The 21,236-nt window shown below is 57.9% G+C and carries 23 protein-coding genes; 5 read left to right on the forward strand and 18 right to left on the reverse strand.

Going from position 1 to position 21,236, the window contains the following annotated elements; translation table 11 throughout:
* Window positions 1–64: 64 nt before the first annotated feature.
* The 11 genes from F4V43_RS01445 to ypeB all read right to left on the reverse strand — a co-directional run bounded on the left by F4V43_RS01445 (window position 65) and on the right by ypeB (window position 9,775).
* Window positions 65–433: a 2Fe-2S iron-sulfur cluster-binding protein gene (locus tag F4V43_RS01445; RefSeq protein WP_150456468.1), complete on the reverse strand. Its 369-nt coding sequence runs from the start codon at window positions 431–433 to the stop codon at window positions 65–67.
* Window positions 430–1,050 carry a hypothetical protein gene (locus F4V43_RS01450; RefSeq protein ID WP_150456469.1) on the reverse strand — a complete coding sequence of 207 codons (621 nt, stop codon included), beginning with the start codon at window positions 1,048–1,050 and terminating at the stop codon, window positions 430–432. The genes F4V43_RS01445 and F4V43_RS01450 overlap by 4 nt, the downstream gene beginning before the upstream one ends.
* Before the next feature lie 120 nt (window positions 1,051–1,170).
* Window positions 1,171–1,446, reverse strand: a complete 276-nt coding sequence (locus F4V43_RS01455) for a stage VI sporulation protein F (protein ID WP_150456470.1) — start codon at window positions 1,444–1,446, stop codon at window positions 1,171–1,173.
* Between the two features lie 75 nt (window positions 1,447–1,521).
* A complete protein-coding gene (locus tag F4V43_RS01460) occupies window positions 1,522–2,562 on the reverse strand; it encodes an NAD(P)H-dependent glycerol-3-phosphate dehydrogenase (protein WP_150457029.1) in 1,041 nt (346 codons plus the stop codon).
* Between the two features lie 28 nt (window positions 2,563–2,590).
* The gene (plsY, locus tag F4V43_RS01465; RefSeq protein ID WP_150456471.1) at window positions 2,591–3,208 is read right to left on the reverse strand and encodes a glycerol-3-phosphate 1-O-acyltransferase PlsY; all 618 of its coding nucleotides are present in this window, start codon (window positions 3,206–3,208) and stop codon (window positions 2,591–2,593) included.
* A 12-nt stretch (window positions 3,209–3,220) separates the two neighbouring features.
* Window positions 3,221–4,543 carry a ribosome biogenesis GTPase Der gene (der, locus tag F4V43_RS01470; RefSeq protein WP_150456472.1) on the reverse strand — a complete coding sequence of 441 codons (1,323 nt, stop codon included), beginning with the start codon at window positions 4,541–4,543 and terminating at the stop codon, window positions 3,221–3,223.
* Between the two features lie 122 nt (window positions 4,544–4,665).
* Window positions 4,666–5,991 (reverse strand): 30S ribosomal protein S1, encoded by a 1,326-nt coding sequence (rpsA, locus tag F4V43_RS01475; RefSeq protein ID WP_150456473.1) that lies wholly within the window; start codon window positions 5,989–5,991, stop codon window positions 4,666–4,668.
* Window positions 5,992–6,124: 133 nt separating this feature from the next.
* On the reverse strand, window positions 6,125–6,712 hold the full coding sequence (locus F4V43_RS01480) for a lysophospholipid acyltransferase family protein (RefSeq protein ID WP_150456474.1): 588 nt from the start codon (window positions 6,710–6,712) through the stop codon (window positions 6,125–6,127).
* Entirely contained in the window at window positions 6,709–7,419 is a 711-nt protein-coding gene (cmk, locus tag F4V43_RS01485; RefSeq protein WP_150456475.1) for a (d)CMP kinase, read from the reverse strand. Before cmk ends, F4V43_RS01480 begins: the two co-directional genes overlap by 4 nt.
* Before the next feature lie 128 nt (window positions 7,420–7,547).
* Window positions 7,548–8,201, reverse strand: coding sequence for a flagellar brake protein (locus tag F4V43_RS01490; RefSeq protein WP_191089426.1), 654 nt, complete (start codon window positions 8,199–8,201; stop codon window positions 7,548–7,550).
* Between the two features lie 221 nt (window positions 8,202–8,422).
* Entirely contained in the window at window positions 8,423–9,775 is a 1,353-nt protein-coding gene (gene ypeB / locus F4V43_RS01495) for a germination protein YpeB (RefSeq protein WP_150456477.1), read from the reverse strand.
* Window positions 9,776–9,837: 62 nt separating this feature from the next.
* Between ypeB and F4V43_RS19550 the strand changes: the two genes are divergently transcribed.
* Window positions 9,838–10,083 carry a hypothetical protein gene (locus F4V43_RS19550; RefSeq protein ID WP_191089427.1) on the forward strand — a complete coding sequence of 82 codons (246 nt, stop codon included), beginning with the start codon at window positions 9,838–9,840 and terminating at the stop codon, window positions 10,081–10,083.
* Here the strand turns inward: F4V43_RS19550 and prsW are convergent.
* From prsW to F4V43_RS01510, 3 genes are all read right to left on the reverse strand, one after another.
* Entirely contained in the window at window positions 10,073–10,768 is a 696-nt protein-coding gene (prsW, locus tag F4V43_RS01500) for a glutamic-type intramembrane protease PrsW (protein WP_150456478.1), read from the reverse strand. The two genes, F4V43_RS19550 and prsW, sit on opposite strands and share 11 nt — an antisense overlap.
* Before the next feature lie 22 nt (window positions 10,769–10,790).
* Entirely contained in the window at window positions 10,791–11,405 is a 615-nt protein-coding gene (locus F4V43_RS01505; protein WP_150456479.1) for a genetic competence negative regulator, read from the reverse strand.
* Between the two features lie 186 nt (window positions 11,406–11,591).
* Window positions 11,592–11,942 (reverse strand): hypothetical protein, encoded by a 351-nt coding sequence (locus F4V43_RS01510; RefSeq protein WP_150456480.1) that lies wholly within the window; start codon window positions 11,940–11,942, stop codon window positions 11,592–11,594.
* Between the two features lie 85 nt (window positions 11,943–12,027).
* On the opposite strand from F4V43_RS01510, the gene F4V43_RS01515 reads away from it, so the two are divergent.
* The gene (locus F4V43_RS01515) at window positions 12,028–12,954 is read left to right on the forward strand and encodes a polysaccharide deacetylase family protein (protein ID WP_411898439.1); all 927 of its coding nucleotides are present in this window, start codon (window positions 12,028–12,030) and stop codon (window positions 12,952–12,954) included.
* A gap of 88 nt (window positions 12,955–13,042) precedes the next feature.
* On the opposite strand, the gene F4V43_RS01520 is transcribed toward F4V43_RS01515, so the two are convergent.
* From F4V43_RS01520 to F4V43_RS01530, 3 genes are read right to left on the reverse strand one after another with little or no spacing between them, the layout of a single operon-like run.
* On the reverse strand, window positions 13,043–13,921 hold the full coding sequence (locus F4V43_RS01520) for a metallophosphoesterase (protein ID WP_150456482.1): 879 nt from the start codon (window positions 13,919–13,921) through the stop codon (window positions 13,043–13,045).
* Window positions 13,915–14,379 carry a hypothetical protein gene (locus F4V43_RS01525; RefSeq protein WP_150456483.1) on the reverse strand — a complete coding sequence of 155 codons (465 nt, stop codon included), beginning with the start codon at window positions 14,377–14,379 and terminating at the stop codon, window positions 13,915–13,917. Before F4V43_RS01525 ends, F4V43_RS01520 begins: the two co-directional genes overlap by 7 nt.
* Window positions 14,376–14,969 carry a CPBP family intramembrane glutamic endopeptidase gene (locus F4V43_RS01530; protein ID WP_150456484.1) on the reverse strand — a complete coding sequence of 198 codons (594 nt, stop codon included), beginning with the start codon at window positions 14,967–14,969 and terminating at the stop codon, window positions 14,376–14,378. Before F4V43_RS01530 ends, F4V43_RS01525 begins: the two co-directional genes overlap by 4 nt.
* Window positions 14,970–15,025: 56 nt before the next feature.
* Here F4V43_RS01530 and F4V43_RS01535 point away from each other — a divergent pair, with 56 nt between their 5' ends.
* From F4V43_RS01535 to F4V43_RS01545, 3 genes are all read left to right on the forward strand, one after another.
* Window positions 15,026–15,928, forward strand: coding sequence for a hypothetical protein (locus F4V43_RS01535; RefSeq protein ID WP_150456485.1), 903 nt, complete (start codon window positions 15,026–15,028; stop codon window positions 15,926–15,928).
* A 548-nt stretch (window positions 15,929–16,476) separates the two neighbouring features.
* Complete coding sequence (gene serA, locus F4V43_RS01540) at window positions 16,477–18,069, forward strand: phosphoglycerate dehydrogenase (protein WP_150456486.1); 1,593 nt, start codon at window positions 16,477–16,479, stop codon at window positions 18,067–18,069.
* 243 nt (window positions 18,070–18,312) lie between these two features.
* Window positions 18,313–19,563, forward strand: a complete 1,251-nt coding sequence (locus F4V43_RS01545; protein ID WP_150456487.1) for a methyl-accepting chemotaxis protein — start codon at window positions 18,313–18,315, stop codon at window positions 19,561–19,563.
* A 112-nt stretch (window positions 19,564–19,675) separates the two neighbouring features.
* Here the strand turns inward: F4V43_RS01545 and glpK are convergent, their stop codons facing one another.
* Entirely contained in the window at window positions 19,676–21,172 is a 1,497-nt protein-coding gene (gene glpK, locus F4V43_RS01550) for a glycerol kinase GlpK (protein WP_223879741.1), read from the reverse strand.
* Window positions 21,173–21,236: the final 64 nt, after the last annotated feature.

A 21,236-nucleotide genomic window follows, 5' to 3' on the forward strand; every position in this document is an offset into this window, starting at 1 on the left:
GAGGGGTCACTTTTTTCAAAGTGTCCTTCTTGTGGGTCACAGTTCAGAGGCGCGGGGCTCTTCTCTACCACAGACTCTCTTCTTCGCCCCTGCGGGCGGCTTCCAGCTTCCTCCGGACCGCCGCCTTGAGCGGGTCCTCGGGTACCTCCGCTTCCACGTCTCCCGCGATGCGGGCCTGACAGGCGAAGCGGTAGCCGCCGTCCAGGAGCGTCCCAAGCTTGCGCTTCTCCTGAACGGAGGGCTCCTGAAGCCCCTGCCCGCCGCCGGCGGTGACCCGCACCTTGCACATCAGGCAGCCGAGCTTGCCTCCGCAGCGTACCGGAGGCGCCACGCCGGCTCTCCGGCAGGCGTCCAGCAGCGTCGTGCCTGCGGGAACGGCAACCGTACGGTCTGCCGGCAGCAGACGGACGCTGCAGGATTGGACGTTTCTCATATGGCCACACTCCTTCTGTATTCCGACCAGGAACCCCCGAGCAGGAGGGCCATGACCTCGATATGCCTCAAGGTCAGCTGATTGCGGGCAATCAGCGTTCCAAGCTCTCTCAGATGCCGCGCCGGAGCCATTCTCATGGCTTCCGCGACCGCGCCGGCGCGGTCGCGCCGCCCCCGAAGCACATTGAAGATTAGTTCATGGGCAAGCGGCATCAGCCTGACCGGGATTCCGCCGGCGGCGCTCGCTACGGGAGCCCAGGCCTGCAGCACTCCGGCTTCCGTCCGGTAGCGCGATCCCTCCGCTCCGATCTCGAAGCCGCCGACGAGCTCCAGGGGAAAGCCCGCGAGCCGGTAGCGGCTCCTTACCGAGTAGCAGCCCCTGCTGTAATCCTCCTCGGGCTGGCTCTCCGCACAGCCGATCAGCGCCCGGTGCAGCACGGCAGCCTCCTCCGTATCCGCATACAAATCCAGATCGCGCGGCGGAGCCGCCAGCTCTACGCCCTGGAGCACCAGTCCTCCGCTCCCTCCCAGCAGCCAGCAGCTTCCGTCGCTTGCGCCCTGTGCCTCCAAAAGACCTGCCGCAGCAGCCAGCGCAGCCTCCCACCCGAAATCTCCCATCTTAATTCACGCTCCGCCTGTCCAGAATCGCGCCTCTAAATCCAGCCATATTATAACATAAAAGGCAGCAAAGCAGGCGCTTCACGCGCTGCATTCGCTGCCCTTCAGTTCGGGTGCACCTTACTTCTTCATCATCATCTTCATCAAGGTCTCCATGCTGCTGGGATTGGTCCCGCTCTTCTTGACCGCGTTCACAATCTCCTGCACGGTATTCTCGGTTACGGGCACTTTGGCCATGGCCGACACCTGTTTGATCAATTGGCGGAGCTGGGCTTCGCTCTGCAGCGTGCTCGGCTTGACCGTGCTGGCCAGCTTCTTGACCGCACCCTCCGTGATGTGCTTGCCTGCTTTTTTATTGATGGCACTCAGGGCGTCCTTGGAAAAATTTCGGCTCACTTCTCATCCCTCCTCCGTCAATCCCAACATATGAGATTCGGCGAAAAAAGGTGTTGGGCGAACCGCCCGCCCTCTCTAGGTATACCACTGTTCCCAGGTCTCCTGGGACATGGTCTCCATTTCGGCCTTGGGATCGCGGCCCATCAGCGCCTCGACGGCGCTGCGGGGACTTTTGTTCTGGAAGAGAACCTGGTAGATCTGGACGGTGATCGGCATCTGCACGTTCATCTGTTGGGACAGCGCATACGCCGCCTGGGTTGTCCGTATGCCTTCTACTACCATCCCCATGGATTCCAGCACTTCATCCAGCGGCTTGCCCTGTCCCAGCAGCGACCCGGCCCGCCAGTTACGGCTGTGCCGGCTCGTTGCCGTAACCACCAGGTCGCCGATTCCGGCGAGGCCGGCAAAGGTAAGCGGGTTCGCGCCCAGGCCGACCCCTACCCGGGAGATCTCGGCAAGACCGCGTGTCAGCAGCGCCGCCTTGGCGTTGTCTCCGAAGCCGAGACCGTCGGACAGACCCGCACCAAGCGCAATAATATTCTTGAGCGCCCCTGCCAGCTCCACTCCGACCAGATCGCGATTCGTATACACCCGGAAGTCGTTGTTGTTGAACAGCGACTGCGCCCGGAACGCTGCCGTCTCGTCCTGGGAAGCGACCACTACCGTAGTGGGGCAATGGCGAACCACTTCTTCCGCATGGCTCGGCCCGGAGAGCACGACAATCTGTCCTTCCGGGCAGCCCAGCTCCTCCGAGATCACCGTAGACATCCGCTTCATGGATTCCGTCTCAAATCCTTTGGTAGCATGGACACAGAGCATGTCAGGCTTCCAGAACGCCTTCAGATCGCGGGACACCTGCCGCATGGCCGAGGACGGGGCCACGATGACGACCGCCTCCACTCCGCTGACCGCTGCTCCCATATCAGTCGTAGCGATAAGATTGTCCGGAAGAAGGATTCCGGGAAGGTAGTGCTCGTTGCTGTGGCGCCGGTTGATTTCTTCCGCCTGATCGGCACTTCTCGTCCAGATCCGGACCTCGGAATGATTGGATGCCAGTACGGAAGCCAGCGCGGTTCCCCAGCTTCCCGCTACCAGCACAGCTACTTTGTCAGACACAGCTACTTTGTCAGACACGGCTACTTTGTCAGACAACGCGTTTGCCTCCTTTGCTCTTGGAGCCGATCTTGTTCTCCCTGCCTTCTGCGATCTTCACGATGTTCGTCCGGTGTCTCCAGAACGCAAAAGCGGCAATAATCAGACTGCTCCAGAGCACCGGATATGTAAACCCGAACACCAGCAGGAACACCGGTGTCAGGGCCACGAAGATCAGAGAGCCCAGCGATACATAGCGTGTGATAAATATGGAAGCGATGGCGATTACGCCGGCGATCAGCGCCGGCCAGAAGCAGAGGGTTGCCATAACGCCGATGGTCGTCGCAATTCCTTTGCCTCCGCGAAAATGAAAGTAGACCGGCCAGTTATGTCCGATAATGGCCGCAATACCGCAGGCGGCCGCCACCCAGCTCCCGGACCCTTCTGCCCAGAAACCGAGCCAGACGGCGGCAATTCCCTTCAGTACGTCCAGAGCCAGCACGGCAATGGCAGGCCCTTTGCCCAGAACGCGGAGCGTATTGGTCGCCCCCGCATTGCCGCTGCCGTACTGGCGGATATCGATTCCTTTCAGCAATCTGGCAAGCAGCACACTGAAGCTGACCGAGCCAAGCAGATAGCTCACCACAATAACCACGATGTCAAACGCCACGCTTCTTCTCCCCTAACTCTCGTCGGATTTACGCCGCGTAAAGATGCGGATCGGCGTTCCTTCAAAATTGAATGCCGCCCGGATCTTGTTCTCCAAATAACGCTCATACGAGAAATGCATCAGCGACGGGTCATTCACAAACACCACAATGGTCGGCGGTTTCACTGCAACCTGGGTTACATAGTTAATCCGCAGGCGGCGGCCTTTGTCCGTCGGCGGGGGATTGATGGCCACAGCGTCGGAGACCACATCGTTAAGCAGATGGGTTGCAATCCGCAGAGCATGCTGCTGGGCCGCGTGCTGAACCACCGGCAGAAGCTTCTGGAGCCGCTGCTTGGTGAGAGCGGACAGGAAGACAACGGGCGCATAAGTCATGAACAGGAAATGGTCGCGGATCTTGTTCTCGAAGTGCTGCATGGTCTTGTCGTCCTTCTCGACCACATCCCACTTGTTGACGACGAAGATCGAAGCTTTGCCTGCGTCATGGGCATAGCCCGCGATATGCTTGTCCTGGTCGATAATGCCTTCCTCGCCGTTGATGACCACCAGCACCACGTCGGCGCGTTCAATGGCCCGCATCGCTCTCATGACACTGTATTTCTCCGTGGTCTCGTAGACCTTGCCGCGCTTGCGCATTCCGGCCGTATCAATCAGCACATACCGCTGTCCATCCCGTTCGAACGGGGTATCGATCGCATCCCGCGTTGTACCGGCGACATCGCTCACAATAACCCGCTCTTCGCCCAGAATCGCGTTGACGAGCGAGGATTTCCCGACGTTCGGACGGCCGATCAGTGCTACGCGGATTACGTCGTCGTCATACTCCTCATCCTTGGGCTCGGGAAGCAGTTCCACTACCGCATCCAGCAGATCGCCGATCCCGGTGCCGTGGCTTCCGGAAATTCCGATCGGATCTCCGAAGCCGAGGCTGTAGAACTCATAGATATCTTCGGCGCGCTTCATGTTGTCCACCTTGTTGATCGCCAGCACGACGGGCTTTCCCGAACGGAAGAGCAATTGCGCCACTTCCTCGTCGGCGTTGGTCAGACCGCTCTTCGCATCGCACATGAATACAATGGTATCCGCTTCCTCAATCGCAAGTTCCGCCTGCGCCCGGATCGACTTCAGCATCGTATCCTCGCCGTCGATCTCGATTCCGCCGGTGTCGATGACGCTGAACGGCTTGCCGTTCCATTCCGCCACTCCATAAATCCGGTCCCGGGTAATCCCCGGCTTATCCTCTACAATAGCCAGCCGATCACCGATCAGCCGGTTAAAAATCGTCGATTTCCCGACGTTTGGCCTTCCTACAATGGCCACAACGGGTCTTGCCATGCCCATTCCTCCTATCGTCCTTACGTTACCCATCATAGCAAAAAAGCGCTGTACAGCACAATCGGCGAACCCCAGCTCCGGGGTTCGCCGATGAGTATACCCTTTAATTGAAACCAAAGAAATTATTTCTCTTTGAATTTGTCCAGCTTGTCGCCAAAACGCTCAGCCAGCGTGAAGCTCAGGCCCTGGTTGTTCATGGAGACGTTCGGGTTGTCCAGAATCTCCTTCGGAGTTCTGTCTCTGTCGCGGTCTCTGTTTCTTTCCGGCTTGCGCTCGCTTTGAGCAGGCGCTTCTTCGGTTTCCTTGATGCTCAGGCTCACGCGCTTCTCGCCCGGATTGAAGTCCAGAACCTTGACCTGCACTTCCTGTCCTTCTTTCAGCACTTCATGCGGAGTGCCGATATGTTTGTGGGAGATTTGCGAGATATGAACCAGACCTTCTACGCCCGGAAGCAGTTCGACAAATGCGCCGAAGTTCACGAGACGCTTCACTTCGCCGGTTACGATATCTCCAATATGGATTTTGTCGGAAGCCGTGTCCCAAGGACCTGGGGAAGCGGCCTTGATGCTCAGGCTGATCTTGCCCTTCTCCGGATCGACCTTCAGTACCTTCACGCGAACCTTGTCGCCTTCGGATACAACGTCGGATGGCTTGTCGACATGGTTCCAGGCAATTTCGGATACGTGAACCAGACCGTCAACGCCGCCGACATCGACGAACGCGCCGAACTGAGTCAGACGCTGTACCGTTCCTTCGATGACCTGTCCTTCGGACAGCTCGGACATGATGCGCTGTTTGTTGGCTTCGAATTCTTCTTCCAGTACATCCTTGGCGGACAGAATAACTTTGCCGTTCTCGCGGTCCAGTTCCTTCACCTTAACGCGAAGCGTGCGGCCCTTGTAATCGCTGAAATCTTCAACGAAGTGGCGTTCTACCATGGAAGCCGGGATAAAACCGCGGGCGCCGACATCAGCGACGAGACCGCCCTTGACCACGTCGGCCACGGTAACTTCGATAACGTCTTGAGCTTCGAAATGCTGCTCCAGATCGTCCCAGGACTTCTCGCTGTCGATGGCGCGCTTGGACAGCACAAGGCTCTCCTTGTTGTCGTTGATGCTGACCACTTTGCACTCCACTTCCTGACCGACTTCTACCGCGGAAGCGGCATTGTCCAGTTGAACCGAGGACAGTTCGCGAATCGGGATGACGCCGTCGTATTTATATCCAATGCTTACATAAGCTTGGTTGTCTTCGATTTTGACGATCGTTCCCTTCACGGTGTCGCCTTTTTTGACGGAGATGATCTGCTCCAGGTCCGCCTGGCTGGTCATTTCCTCTTGATTGCTTGCTGCGGCTTCTTCTGCGGCAACGCTGCCCGCGGTTTCGGTCGCTTCTGCGGAAGACTGGTTCAGCTCCGCTGCTTCTTGATTTCTTGTTTCTTCAGACATGTGATTACCCTCCTCGATTCAAAACCCCATTTATTTAAACCCGCACCAAACGCAGGGTTCAAAACAAAAACCTCGCGGCCCTAGCCCGCGTCTACCCTCTTGCCTAGTATGTTCCAAATAATTCCCGTTAATGCTATTTGCCGCTCGGCACTCCCGTCTTGAGCATTTCGCGGATCTTCGACATGATGACGTCGGTGACTTCCTCCAGCGAATCGCTGCTCGCGCCTTCAAAGGCCGAGAGATCAATCGGGGCGCCGTACACGACGGTCATCCGCCGAAAAGGCTTATAGCTTCCGATGATTGCTGCGGGCACAACGGCCGCTCCGCTGCGGAGCGCAAAGCTTGCCGCTCCCTTCTTCGCGGTTCCCGTATCGCTGTTGCGGGTGCCTTCCGGGAAAATGCCCATCACCTTGCCGCTGCGAAGCAGATTCAGCGAAGTCTTGATCGACTCCTTGCTGACGCCGCCCCGCTTGACCGGAAACGCGCCCAGCTGCCGGATCAGCCAGCCCAGAACCGGAACCTTGAACAGTTCCGCCTTGGCCATGTAGTTGACCTTGCGCTGAAGCGGAATCCCCATTGTCAGCGGATCCAGGTTGTTCGTATGATTGCCGCACAGCAGCACTCCGCCCTCCGCCGGCACATTCTCCCGGCCAATCGTTCGGAGCGGAAAGACAATGGCATAGATCAAACGAAGCAATCCCCGGCAAATCACATAGATCATAAATGGTTTCTCTCCCCGTCTACATAAGCTCTGCAGCGAGAAACGATCGCCTCCACAACCTGTCCGATATCCATCGATGTCGTATCCAGCAAAAAGCTGTCCTCCGCGCGCCGCAGCGGCGAAATCTCCCTGCTCTCGTCGAGCCGGTCCCGCTTCGCGATATCGTTCTCAAGCTGCTCCAGACTGATCTGTTCCTTCCCGCCCAGCTCTTTGAAGCGGCGGAGCGCCCGTTCCTCCACGCTTGCCGTCATGAAGATCTTCACTTCGGCGTCAGGCAGCACGGTCGTGCCGATATCCCGCCCGTCCATCACCACTCCCCGTCCGAGCGCCATTTCGCGCTGCAGCTGGCTGAGTCTGGTCCGGACCGGCTCCAGCTTCGCATACTGCGAGACCTGGCTGCTGACCTGGAGGCTTCGGATATGAGGGGTAACATCCTCACTGTTGATGTACACCTGCTGGCCTTCCGCTCCCGGCACTAATTCAATCACCAGATTGCGCATCGTTTGACGCACAAGCTCGTGATCGTCCGGGCCAATGCCTTCGCGGAGCATATACCAGGTAACTGCCCGATACATCGCTCCCGTATCGACATAGATATAGGAGAGCCTGCTTGCTACCATTCGGGCTACGGTACTCTTGCCTGCCCCGGCAGGTCCGTCGATGGCGACGTTGATTCTGTCTTGTGTGTGTGTCCCCTGCCTAGCCAACGGGGCATTCCTCCTCAACTCTTGCATCAGGTACCCTGAATCATCAAGAAAAAAGCAGGCATTGCCTGCGACTTATGAAATTATACCACAGATTGCGAACCAGTGCAAAATCGCATAGACGATTTTTCTCAACGATTGCGGAAATCAAACTGCCGCTCAAAGCAATAACGGATGATCTTCTGCCGCTCCCCGTCGCTGATCCGGCTGAACTTCAGCATCGCCAGGGTGCGACCGCTCTCCAGTGTCTTCATCCGCACCACTTCCGCGTCGAACGCCGCATGGTCGATGTTTCCGTTGCGGAAGGCAAGAAGAACCCAGCACTCCAGCTGATCCCCGACCTGCAGCGCCACCCCCGGGTCCGTCAGAAAAGAAGCGCCTCCTCCGCCGACGTCTTCGGTCCTTACCAGGAACCGGCGTCCGCTCTTGGTCTTCGCCGCTAGCTCCAGTTCCGCATTCACGCGGAGATAGCTGCGGCGCTGAATCTTCACGATGGAATCGGGCGAAGGCTTGCGGATGCGCACCATCCGGATGACATCCTCCTTGAACCCCAGCACATGGCTGTAAAAATAATTCTTGATGCCGCCTTCCGTCAGGTAGTAGACGGACAGCTCATCCCCCATATTCAGCCGTTTCAGCCGGCCGCTGCTCTCCTGAATCGGGATTTCGATCAGGAAGGCGTCTTCTTCCAGCTCCGCGATCCGCGACCGGTACTCGGCCTCCGATTCGGAGGCGTCGCCGGATGATACCTGAATATATAAGTTGTCGTTAATCTTGGGAAGCAAACCGTTCACCGCCGCTGTAAGATGATATTTAACTATCTGCGATTATAGCATGGGCTCCGCCGGCGGTGGAGAAAAACTTTCCAGCCTGCCCGCCCCCTCCGCCGGTCCGATTTCCTGCCGCCCCCCCGCCGCGGAAACGGCGGGAGGGCGCAGCAAAAACCGGCAGAGCATAGGCTCTGCCGGCGTTCTGCAGCCGGAGTCCGGCCGCCTGAAAAGGCGTCTCAAGCGCCCTGCGCTCCGGAAGCGGTGCGGATCTCCTCCACCGTCTCTTCGATTCCCGTATCGGCATTCAGGTAGATCCGGTACTGGGAGCCGTTGATTTTGCCGCCGAATTCATACGTCAGCACTTCTTCGCCGTTGTCGTTCTCGATCCAGGCCATCCGGTGGTACAGCTCACGGAAGTCCCCGTTCAGCTTCGCCCGGGCGGCCTCAAGATTAAGCTTCGGCTTCGGTATCTTGCGGTTGTCCTGGTGCTCGTTCACATAATCGCTGGCCTGGAAGCCCGTAACGTCCCCCGTATCAAGACCGGCGCGGACGGTGATCTTCTCGGGGTAGATCAGCGTGTCTCCGGACCGGGTCACAAAGGTGATGTTGCCCAGATTGTCGTACCTGTCTGCGCTGACCGCCGTCATATGCGGGTAGCCCTTGAGCTTCAGGAATTCCCCCGCCTTCTCGACCGCCCGGGCCAGAGGCACATTCGCCGGTCCCACTTCACGGCTGTCCGAATAGGAGATCAAGAGCCCCCCGTTCACCGTGAAATCCATGCTGATCGGGCCTTTCGGAGCTTCCACCTTCGCCGTATAGGATTCCCACTCGGTTCCCTGTCCGTTATGGACCACCGATACCGGAGTCTGCGCGCCTGAATCGCTGAATTTTAGCGCTTTGCGCTTGATGTCTTCAGCCGATACCGGCACCCCGTCCAGCTTGCGAACCGAGCGTTTGTCATACATGCTGGCGACCGAGGGTCCCCAGTCAAGTTCCGGATAGGCGCCGACCCGTTTGTCCACCGTTTTGAATCCGTCGATAATCGTATTGTCCTCCGCCTTGTTATTCGTGGCGAGAGCGGATTCCACATCCATCCAGCGCAGCCGGTTGGTGATAACTTTCTCCTGTACGCCCTGAAGCTCTTTGGAAATTTCCGCCGAACTCTGGTACAGAGCCTTCAGATTCTTCAGTTCTCCGTCCGTGATCGGCTTATCCTTGAAATCGCGGATGGCGGCTTTGTAAGAGAAATTCGAGATTTTGGACAAAAACTCTTCCGTCTTGCTGAACGGCAGCAGCGTGAGCGGAAGCTGATTGATCTCATTCTGCGCCTCGCTCGTCAGTCTCCATACATTGACCAGACCCTTGCGGTGCATACCGTCCGAAGCGGCGTGTACAGCCAGGGTGCTCCCCAGCTCGCCATGGAGCTGTTCCACGTGATAGGACAGATCGTGAAAGGCACGCTGATACTGGTTCTCGGCTTTCAGCAGAATCGCATTCTTTTCCTGGTTCTCCCGGTACCCCCAGACGAGAGCTCCTACAAACAGGAGAGCGGCCAGCGGAAAGAGAACGGCACTCATACGCTTGTACATAAGGCGGCAAGACTCCCTTCAATCGCTTGTTGCCGTTAGTTTGACTGAAAGAAGGAAGACTTATGCACCAAGATTCAATCCTGTTCTTCGATCAAAAAGCCGCTGGTGCAGCTGCACAGGCACTGCTTGAATCCGGTCTGGATGACGCCGCGTTCCCTGACGCCCCGCAGCACGTAGCTCTCGCCGCATTGTCTGCAAATAATTCGGACTTTGACACGCAAAAAAGACACCCCGTTTCAAGAGAGATTTCCGGTGCGTTCCGGAAAAATATTCCTGAATACAGTGTGTCCTATTCAGCTACAGGTTAACCTCTTCCTCCCGCTTGGCAAGCCGGAAGGGAGAACGATTGTTGGCTCGGGCAACCTTGCCCATACCGCCATACCAGAGAACGGCCATCATCGGCACCATGAACCAAATCCAGTAATTCGGCGTGGCGCCGATAATGAAATCGTAAATACCGTGCCACAGCCAGGGCAGCACGAAGGACAGGGCCAGAATTCGGCGGGTTCTTCCCGAGGGCGAGAACTTGGCCCTTCCCAGATGGTATCCCATAATGATGCCGAACATGGCATGTCCGGACACGGGCAGCAGCGCCCGGACCAGCATCGGGCCCAGTGCCGCATGATTATACAGAGCGTACAGCACATTCTCTACGGTCGCAAAGCCGAGGGAAATCGCCACCGCATAGACGATACCGTCATACGGCTCGTCAAATTCCATATGATTGTAGATCATATGATAAAGGACGAACCATTTCAGCCCCTCTTCCACCCCGGCCGAAATCAGAAACGATTCGGAGTAAAGGTCCAGAGGCAGCCCTTTCATAAGGCCGTTCTGAATAATCATGACCGGGAAGACAATAAGAAACCCCAGCAGAAATACCTTGGCGACAAGCTGCAGGGGCTCCTGATCGTATTTATCTTTCAGATAAAAATAGGTCAGCAAAGCAAGCCCCGGTGCGACTGCCGACATCATGACCGAAAACAATAGCACCGATAAGGCCTCCCTGCTGTAGTTATTGCTGGCGCTTGAAATGCTCGCACAACTGCTCTACGGCGTTGTCCGCCATAACCGTCTTGCCGTACTCCGCCAGCACCGATTGGGTGACCGGAGAAGAATCGCCGAATTCGGACAGAACAGCGACCAGAGCCGCCAGCTCCGCTTCCTCGAAATCCTTGGGATCGAAATACAAATACCATTTATCGTTGTACGAATACAGCGTACCCGCCGAAGTGATCCGGCCGATGAGCACATGGGCGGCTTCGATCAGAACCTCGAAATCGCGGAATGCATAGACAACGGAATCGCTCTGTTCAAGCGTAACTTCCATCTCATAAATCTCATCGGGCATTTCTTCTTCGCCGGAGGCGCCGTATGAGTGGTGATCATATTTGCCCCTTGTGACAATGACAACCATGCCTTGGGCGGGCAGAGCGAACACTTCAACGGCAAGAGGACCGGTTGCGTCAAAACCGAGCTCTGTGTAGGCCTGATCCATCATTTCCGTAAAGAGGTCGTGTACCTTCGGTACTTCCTGCCACATGTCTTCCTTCTGGATTCCCCGCTCGCTAAGGTCGTCAAAAGTGAGGAAAATCCGTATCTTATCTTGACTTAAGCGCTCAATTCTCATGACAGGATCCTCCCTTTGCAAGCTCAATTTATTCTAGTGTATGATGAGTCCCGAGTTATGAGCCAAAAATGGATACTATGTATGTATGTTATCATTTTGGGACGGCAAATGCACGTAAATAAAAAAAGAATCATTTCGGAGCCGCCCAACGCGTCTCCAAAATGATTCCGGAGTCTCCGAACGCGGTTATAAACCCGGTACGGTTGTATGCGTCTCTCGGAGAATCCGCTCCACGTCATGCTTGACTTCAGGATTGCTGCGAATGAAATCCTTCAGCATCTTGAGATTGGCTTCATGGGATTTCGGCTCCGATTCGTGCTTGGCGGCATTGACGCCTTGTACGGAATGATCTGTCCCTTTATCGCGGTTCGCTGTGCTCCCGAACCCGGTCAGGGCCATATCCACAATCTTGTCTTTGGCTCTTCCGGCAGCTTGTCCCTGGCCCAATGCGTTCATCAGCATCGGCCGCTTGCGGGACATCATCATGCTTGCCGTCGCACCCAGCACCAGACCGCAGAGAAATGACGAAGTCTTCACATTTCATGCCTCCTTGTATGGTAGAATCATGACTAGTGTTCGCGGAATGGAGAGCGGGCATACAGCCAAGTCAGACGAAAGCGAGATGAAAAAAGTGGGTAAACCGACAGCAGCATTCCTTCTCGCCGCCTTATTGCTGGCATCCTGTTCCAGCGAAGGCGGCTCTACTCCCGTCCAGACTCCGGGCGCTTCTTCCGGCCCCGCCCAGACGGCTGCGGCTTCTCCCTCCGCCGCCTTGCCGACGGCATCGACTTCTTCGGCCGTTCCCTCCGTCCTCCCTTCAACTTCGTCCGTGCCGGCGGCTTCGGGACTACCTTCTCCGTCGCCAAGCCAAGAGCCGGCTGGAGCGGAATCGCCGATTCCCATCCAATATCAGATGAACAGCAATTATGACATCAAGCCGGTCGACGGGAACGCGAACAAGAAGGTCGTGCTTCTGACCTTCGATGACGGCCCGAAAGAAGCGGCAATGATTAACACCATCTTCGATACGCTCGACAAACATCAGGCCAAGGCCATCTTCTTCGTCAACGGCTACCGGGTCAAGGAGCACCCGGAACTGCTGAAGCTGATCCAGGAACGCGGAGGCATCATCGGCAATCACAGCTGGGATCATATTGTGCTGAAGAAGAAGCCCTATGCCGAAGTGAAGAAGCAGATTGAAGACGTCCAGAAGATCGTTAAGGACGTCACAGGCGAGACTCCGGTCTTCTTCCGGCCGCCGCACGGAGCAGGGGGCGACGTCGGCAAGAAGGTCGCGGCCGAGAACGGCCTGCTCTACATGACCTGGTCCAACGGTTCGCTGGACTGGACGATGAAGGAGAAGGAAGCCGGGAAGCCGGACAAAATTGTCAAGAACGTAACCAACCAGCTCCACGCAGGCAGCAATATTTTGATGCATGAGCTGCCCTGGACGGTCGAGGCGCTCGACAAGCTGCTGACCACGCTGGAAGGCAAGGGCTACAGCTTCGTCGATCCCCGCAGCATCAAGACTCCTGCGGCAGCGAATTAAGGAATGTGCATATCACTTGTATTATTAAAGAAGCGGCCGTTCAAGGAGGTAATCCTTGGACGGCCGCTTTCACTTCCCTTTTGAATTTTCAAGACCGCTCGGTCCCCTGCCCTTGCACGTCTTCCGTGTCCGGCTGTCCGCTGCGCAGCGTCAGTAGATGAATCTCCGCCGGACTGCCCCAGCGGAACGGCAAATGGGCCGTACCGTAGCCGCGGCTGATGAACACCCGGGTTGCGCCGCTTCCGTCCGGCCGGTCCGGCCAGCGAAAGAGACCTGCCGAGTACCGGCGGTAGAACGCTTCTTTTACGTGCCTTCTGCCCAGGACCGGGAGCACGATCTGTCCCCCGTGCGTGTGTCCGCTCAGGACGAGATCCGCCGGCACCTTCTCTCTGCCTTCCAGCCAGATCGGATCATGCACCAGAATGATCCGGTTATCCGCGGCGCTTCCCGGCGGAAGATGCGGCGGCGGCGCGGCTGAACGCCCGACTCCCCGCTTCGGATAATCAATTCCGGTCAGCCAGAGGCGGGTATCGCGTCCTTCCGCCAGCACGATGTTCTCGTCCTTCAGCAGCCGGATGCCCGTCTTCCGAAGAACCTCTTCGAACTCCGAAGGCGTTACCTTGACGTCATGATTGCCGCTGACCGCATAGACAGGAGCAACGGAAGCCAGAAGCCGCATGTTGGCCTTCATCCGCTCCAACTTATTGTCAAGCTCTGTAAGATCGCCTCCGGCCAGCACCGCGGCCGCCCGGCCCCGAACCGGGGCAATCAGCCGCTCCGGCAGCCGGCGGCTGTGAATATCGGTGACGAGCAGCAGCTGCAAGCCGTCGAAAGAACGGTCCAGTTCTTCCAGCGTCAGCTCCTGCTCGATCAACCGGCCGCCATGCGCCAGCGCATACATCCATCCCAGCAGCGCAAGCCCCGCCAATGCCAGAATCAATACGGCCCAAGCCAGAACCGTTACCATAGTTCATTCAGCGGCGGAGCGCCCTTGACTCCCCAGAGCAGCAGCATCGCCAGCAGCGCCAAGAACAGAGCCTGCAGGGAATTGACAAATATTTTGCTGAGCCGCACCCGCTCAGACGAATGCTTGCTGGCGCGGGAGGGGGTGCTTCCCTCCGTCTTCGCGGCCCGGCCGCTTCTGCCGGCGGCGGAACGCCGGCTGCCGGCTGCCGCAGCGGAATGCTTGCTGACCCGGCTACCGACGGCCGGTTCCTTCGGCTTCCGGACAGCCGGCTTGGACTCCGCAGCGCTCCCCGCTTCCCGGGGCGCGCTCCGTTTGCTGCGCGACAGCGCAGCGGCGGCTCCTTTCGTGTCCGGGATGCGCCCGGACGCGCGGCGGGAGGCCGTTTTGGCAGCAGCTGCGGGCTTGTTCGCACTCTTGGCCTTGGCGCGCGATTTAACCCGGCTGAGTTCCTCGCTCATGACTCCCTCCTGTAACGAATCACCAGACCTGAGAACAGGTCGATGACAAAATGGCATACAATCGGGGCCCACAGGCTTCCCGACATCACATAAATATAGCCCAGACCATAGCTGCTGAGAAAGACCCAGCCCGTCGGCAGCCAGTGGCGCAGATAGCGGACATGGATGACTGCGAACAGAATACTGGTCCAGTAAATGCCGAAGCCGTGCTGAACGGCTCCCCGGAACAGCAGCTCCTCGCATACGGCCACAATCGCGGACAACAGCACGATATGCCATACCGGACGGCTCCTGAACAGCAGCTCGTTGATGCCTCCGTCATCCATCGTATTCTCGGGTACAACGCGGGTCAGCAGCAGATCGACAAGCAGCATGGCCAGGGCAAGACCAAGCCCCCACGCCAAAAAATCGTAACTGTTCGGAATTTGTAACAATTCCAGCGGGTTGCGCTTCTGTAATATGATCCAGATCAAACCGATAATAAAGGTGAGAGCCTGCGTGAAATACAGGTTCGCCAGCAAAAGCCGGTCAGTCAGCTCCTGAGGAGCCGCCTTTTTAATCTTGATGTCGCCGAATTTGAATTTTTTCATGCTAACCTGCCTGTCTTTATGAAGGTTGTAATTCCGAGTCTAAAGGAGCAAATGCCATGAGCCGCCGCAGTAACCGAAGTCAAATGCTGTATACCCTTGGATTCCTGTTCTTGCTCGTATCCGCGTTCGCCGTGTTCTTCACCGGCGTTAAAGTCGGAGCCGACAAGACCGAAGCCAAATATGTAACCAAGAACGCCGAAACGCAGTCGGCCGAGGGCGGCGCCTATTCGCAGCAGGAACTGGTCAATTACTATCATAACGTATTTTCGCCCTATCGGGAATTCAAGGCCGCTTGGAACGGACAGTTGAACCGCCTTTCAGGCAGCCTGACCAGCCGCGAACGGGCCTCCGTTCTCAAGACGATGGCAGAACTCGCCGACAAATCGTACAGCGAAGTGACCCGGGAGTCCCTCTTCTCCGACTCGCCGCTGCTGGAGCAGGGACAGCTTAATTCGCTCAAGAGCATCCGCCTGTTCGCCGAGGCAGCCAAGGCTGCCCGGGACGGAGGAGCGGCGTCCCAGTCTGCGGATGCCCTCGGCAAAGGGGAGCTCTCTGTGGGAGCCGTCAAATACGGGCTGCTCGGTCAGAAGAATTATTACGACGCGATGGTTGTATGGGGCGGGCGCAACAATGCCCAGATCCCAGGCAGCTACAAGGCTTCCCGCACCATCAGCCTCAAGGAATGGAGCAGCATGCCGCTGCTGCTCAAGAACGCCATCTCTGCGGACATGATGCTGAACCGCAAGCAGTTCGAGAGCTACGAGCCGCAGGACCTCAGCGCCAAGATCGACGACCTGATCCACTCGGGCGCGGCCCAGTCGCTGAGCGTATCGAGCGCGCAAAAAGCCTTCTCGCTGCTTGTATCGACAGGAGCGCTGCAGGAGAATGATTACAGCCGGGTGCGCGTCCATTATTACAGCAGCGAAGTGCTGCCTCAGCTTCCGTTCTTCTATGAATAATTCCGGGCTTTTTATTCTAGCACAGGATGCGCGCAAAACCTATTGACACACCTTGCGCAGCCATGTTACATTATGAAAAAATTAATGACCCAATCGATGACGGAACAGGAACACTGAAGGTCTTCAGAGAGCCGGCGGGTGGTGCAAGCCGGTAGGCGGACAGTCTTTCCCAGCGCTCCCGAGATATCGAGCCGAACGTTCAGTAGGCCCGGTCGGATCATCTCCGTTACCAGTGTTCCTGTAATCAGGATAATGAGGCTGCCGCTCTCTTCGGGCAGCGAATTAGGGTGGCACCACGACAACTCTCGTCCCTATACTACGGCCGTAGTATGGATTCGGGAGTTTTTTTGTTGGCTTCTTCCATGCCATCCCCTTCTCCCCGGCTTGCAGGAGCGTCTCTGCAGCTTTCTTCTCTGCTGCGATAACGCGGTTGTCCAATTGAATATCAACGCGTTGAAGAAGCGGTGACCTTGCGAAGTGTTGGTAATGCGGAGTGCCTCGCGGCCCTCCTCTTATACAGGCTTTTATATTAAGGAGGAAGAGAAATCATGTTTAAAGTTTTGGTATCGGACCCAATCAGCGATCTGGGCATTCAGCAGCTTATGGAAGCTGCCGATGTCACGGTAGACAAGAAGACAGGACTTAGCGAAGACGAACTTGTGGCCATTATCGGCGACTATGACGGACTGCTCGTCCGCAGCCAGACGACCGTCACGCCCAAAATTATCGAAGCGGGATCTAAGCTCAAGGTCATCGGCCGCGCCGGCGTAGGCGTGGACAATATCAATCTGGAAGCGGCCACCAAACAGGGCGTTGTCGTAATCAACGCGCCGGACGGCAACACGATTACAACATGCGAGCATGCTTTTGCCATGATGATGGCCCTGGCGCGGCATATTCCCCAGGCCTATGCGAAGACTGTCTCGGGCGTATGGGACCGCAAGAGCTTCCTCGGCGTGGAACTGCGCGGGAAGACGCTCGGCGTGCTCGGCATGGGCCGGATCGGAAGCGAAGTCGCCAAGCGGGCCAAAGCCTTCGGCATGAGCATCCTTGCCTTCGACCCCTTCCTGACCGAAGAGCGCGCCGAGAAAATGGAAGTGAAGCTGGCCACCGTTGACGATATCGTCCGCAATGCGGACTTTATCACCGTCCATACGCCGCTTACGCCGCAGACGCGCAACATGATCTCCCGTCCGCAGTTTGAAGTCATGAAGAAAGGCATGCGCATCGTGAACTGCGCCCGCGGCGGCGTCATCGACGAGCTGGCGCTGGTTGAAGCGATCGACAGCGGCATTGTAGCCGGCGCTGCTTTTGACGTCTTCGAGAAAGAGCCGCCGCAGGCGGATCACCCTTTCCTTACGCATCCGAAGATCATTGTCACTCCCCATCTCGGCGCTTCCACGGTTGAAGCCCAGGAGAATGTGGCCATCGACGTATCGGAACAGGTCCTGCATATCCTTCGGAACGAGCCGTTCATCAATGCGGTGAACATTCCGCCGGTTGCCCCAAGCGTCATGAACAAGCTTCAGCCTTACTTTAATCTTGGCGAGAAGCTGGGCAGCTTCGCCTCGCAGCTCGTCGATACCGCCATCCGCGAGATTGTCGTCAGCTATGCGGGCGACCTGTCGGATGTGGACACGCAGCCGCTGACGCGCTATATCGTCAAGGGCGTGCTGACCCGCTACTTCGGTTCGGACGCCAACATTGTCAACTCCATGCATCTGGCCAAAACGCGGGATGTCAACGTCGTCGTCACCACCTCTTCGAAGACGCAGGGCTTCACGAATCTCCTGACCGTTCTGCTGAAGACCGAGGAAGGCGAAGAGCGCGTGGTCGCCGGCACGCTGCTTCAAGGCTATGGCGAGCGAATTGTGCAGCTCGGCAAGTTCTCCGTGGACATTGCGCTGGAAGGCCATCAGATCGTGATCTCGCACAACGACAAACCGGGCATTATCGGCCATGTCGGCACCCTGCTCGGCCAGAACGACGTCAACATCGCTTCAATGCAGGTGGGACGCAGCACAGCCGGCGGCAATGCCATCATGCTGCTGACCGTGGACCGCGAAGTGCCGGAAGAAGTGCTGGCCCATCTCTCCTCGCTGCCGGAGATCAATAGCGCCAAGGAAATTGCGCTCGTCTGATTCCATTATCACTCATAGCGTAGAAAGCCGCCCCCGGGCGGCTTCTTTTATTAGAAAAGCCGTTCCCCCAAGTTCCGATACCGGCCCCACCCCTGCTTACGGACCTACGAAACCGGCAAGGACCCAAGCTTGTGCGGGGATAGACAAATTTCTACCCGAATCCTGTATTTTTTACAATGGACGGCAGGTCTGACGGCCTATATACTGAGTCTGAAAGGAAAAATTTACAGGGGGAATGATTGTATGAACTGGTTCCACAAACTGCCGCTTCGCGACCGGGTAATCGCAGGCTGCTATATGGTGGCCGCCTTGTTCGCGCTGCCGTTTCTGGCGGTCTTGATGATGACAGGGAATTGGCTCCTGGGCGTGCTTCTGGTCTTGGTGCTCGGGGCCCTGACGTACCCGTTGGCGCGCTTTATAGAGAGAACGCTTACATCTTCATTTAGTGACCTGGCTTCCGTCACGCACAGCATCTCCAAAGGCGATTTCACCAGCCGTGCCGACGAGAAGGGCTCCATGGGCGATATTAGCCGCGCTTTTAACAATATGATCGACAAGCTCACCGGCATTCTGAACGAAGCGTCCCAGATTACGCGCCGGGTGATGGATGCGAGCCGCGGCATCGAAGAGAAGAATTCGCAGCTTCAGACCGTCATGCAGCAGGTGTCCATGTCGGCCAATGAGCTGGCGCTTGGCACCAACGAAATTGCCGGAGACATTGCCGGCATGACCGAATCCATCAAGGACATTGAGACGAAGGTATCCGACTATGCCCGCTCTACCAAGGAAATGGACAAGCGCTCGCGCCAGACGCTGGAGCTTGTCGAGCAGGGAAGGCAGTCCATTGATATCCAGGCGGAGGGCATGCGCCGCAACCTGGAGGCCACCCGCCAAGTGGCCGGCACCATTGATTCCCTTGCCAAAAGCGCCCGCGATATTTCCAAGATGACCGGTACTATCTCGGAAATCGCCGAACAGACCAACCTGCTCTCGCTGAATGCATCCATCGAGGCGGCAAGAGCGGGCGAGCACGGGCGCGGCTTCGCCGTTGTTGCCGATGAAGTCCGCAAGCTTGCCGAAGAATCCACACATGCCACCAAGGAAGTATTCGGGCTGGTCCGGCGCATCGAGGAAGACATGAAACAGGCGATTTCCAATACCGCCATCAACGAGGAGATCGTCAATCTCCAGAACCAGAAGATCGTGGAGGCAGGCGAGATCTTTGCCCAGTTGGTCCAGAGCGTCCAATACATAACCGAACAGATTGCCGCCTTCTCCTCGGAGAGCGATCAGATGCTGGACAGCGCGCTGAAGATTTCGGCGGCCATCCAGAACATCTCCGCGATCACCCAGCAATCGGCCGCCGGCACCGAGGAAGTCTCGGCCAGCATGAATGACCAAATCCATGCCATCCAGGTCGTCGCCGAAGAGACCGAGAACATGACCCGCGCGGTGCTGCAGCTTCAGAAGACCATTCATATCTTCAAATTCTGACCGCCGTCCGCAAGCCGCACAAAGCCCGCATTCTACCCGGAAGCTCCTGCTGCCGGCCCGAATGCGGGCTTTGTTGTCCTGACAGGACGGTTAACATGTTCCTGCCGGTCCTCTACCGGCCGTGCTTCTCCCATCCGACTGTCCGCGCCACCGCGTCCTGCCAGACGGCATACCGCTCCTCCCGCTCGGCCTCCGGCATGGCGGGCTTGAACACGCGCTCGGAACGGTTGAACGCCTCCAGGCCCTCCCGCGTCCAGAAGCCGGCGGACAGACCGGCCAGCAGCGCAGCGCCCAGAGCCGTGGTCTCGGCATAGACGGTGCGCGTGACCTCGCTGCCGAGCAGGTCGGCCTGGAACTGCATCAGCAGGTCGTTCCGGACGGCTCCGCCGTCAACCCGCAGGCCCGTCAGAGGCATGCCGGCGTCTTTTTCCATCGCCCCGATAACATCGCGGGTCTGGCAGGCGAGCGATTCCAGCGTGGCCCGGACCAGATGGGCGGCTGTAGTACCGCGGGTAAGCCCGAAGATGGCTCCTCTGGCGTACATATCCCAGTAAGGCGCGCCCAGTCCGGTGAACGCGGGAACGACGACCACGCCTCCGGTATCGGGCACCTCCATTGCTTTCTCTTCCGAGGCCATCGGGTTGTCGATCAGCCCGAGGCCTTCCTCGAGCCACTGCACCGCCGCCCCGGCCATGAACACACTGCCCTCCAGGGCATAGTACAATTCCTCTCCCATGCCCCAGGCGATGGTAGTCAGCAGCCCGTGTTCGGAAGCGACAGGTTCCGTGCCGGTATTCATGAGGATGAAACAGCCGGTGCCGTATGTGTTCTTGGCACTGCCGGCCTCCAGGCAGGTATGGCCGAACAGGGCCGCCTGCTGGTCTCCGAGCACGGACAGAATCGGAATCTCGGCGCCGAACCACTCGGCCCGGGCTATCCCGAACAACCCTCCCGACATCCGCACTTCAGGCAGCACCGCAGCAGGCACCCGCAGCTCGCGCATCAGTTCCTCGTCCCACGCCCGGCGGTGAAGGTCGAACAGCATCGTCCGGGAGGCGTTGGTCACATCCGTGACATGCTCCGTTCCGCCGGTCAGCTTCCAGATCAGCCAGGAATCGACGGTTCCGGCGAGCAGCTCTCCGCGTTCCGCACGTTCTCTGGCTCCTTCGACGTGATCGAGAATCCAGGCAATCTTGGTCGCGCTGAAATACGCGTCAACCACCAGCCCGGTCTTGCGGGCGATCTCTCCTTCGAGGCCGCGCGCTTTCAGAGCTTCGCAGGCGCCGGAGGTGCGGCGGTCCTGCCAGACGACGGCCGGGTAGACCGGTTCCCCGGTCGTCCGGTCCCACACCAGCGCCGTCTCGCGCTGATTCGTGATGCCGATGGCGGCAATCTGCTGCCCCGTCGCGCCCGCTGCGGCTATTGCATCCCGGGCGGCAGCCACCTGGGACTCCCAGATTTGGTTCGGATCATGCTCCACCCAGCCCGGCTTCGGAAAAGACTGGGCAATGTCGTATTGTCCGATTCCGCGCATGACGGCTTCGCGGTCGAACAGAATGGCCCGGGAACTGGTCGTTCCCTGGTCAAGCGCCAGGATATAGTTGCTCATGCACATGGCTCCTTTTGTAAATACTCCCTGCCTGTTTGTTCCACGGTGAACAAGATTAATCGGT

Origin of the sequence: Paenibacillus spiritus (genome assembly GCF_008710135.1) — a bacterium.
In the GTDB taxonomy this organism is placed as follows: Bacteria; Bacillota; Bacilli; order Paenibacillales; family Paenibacillaceae; genus Paenibacillus_AQ; species Paenibacillus_AQ glufosinatiresistens.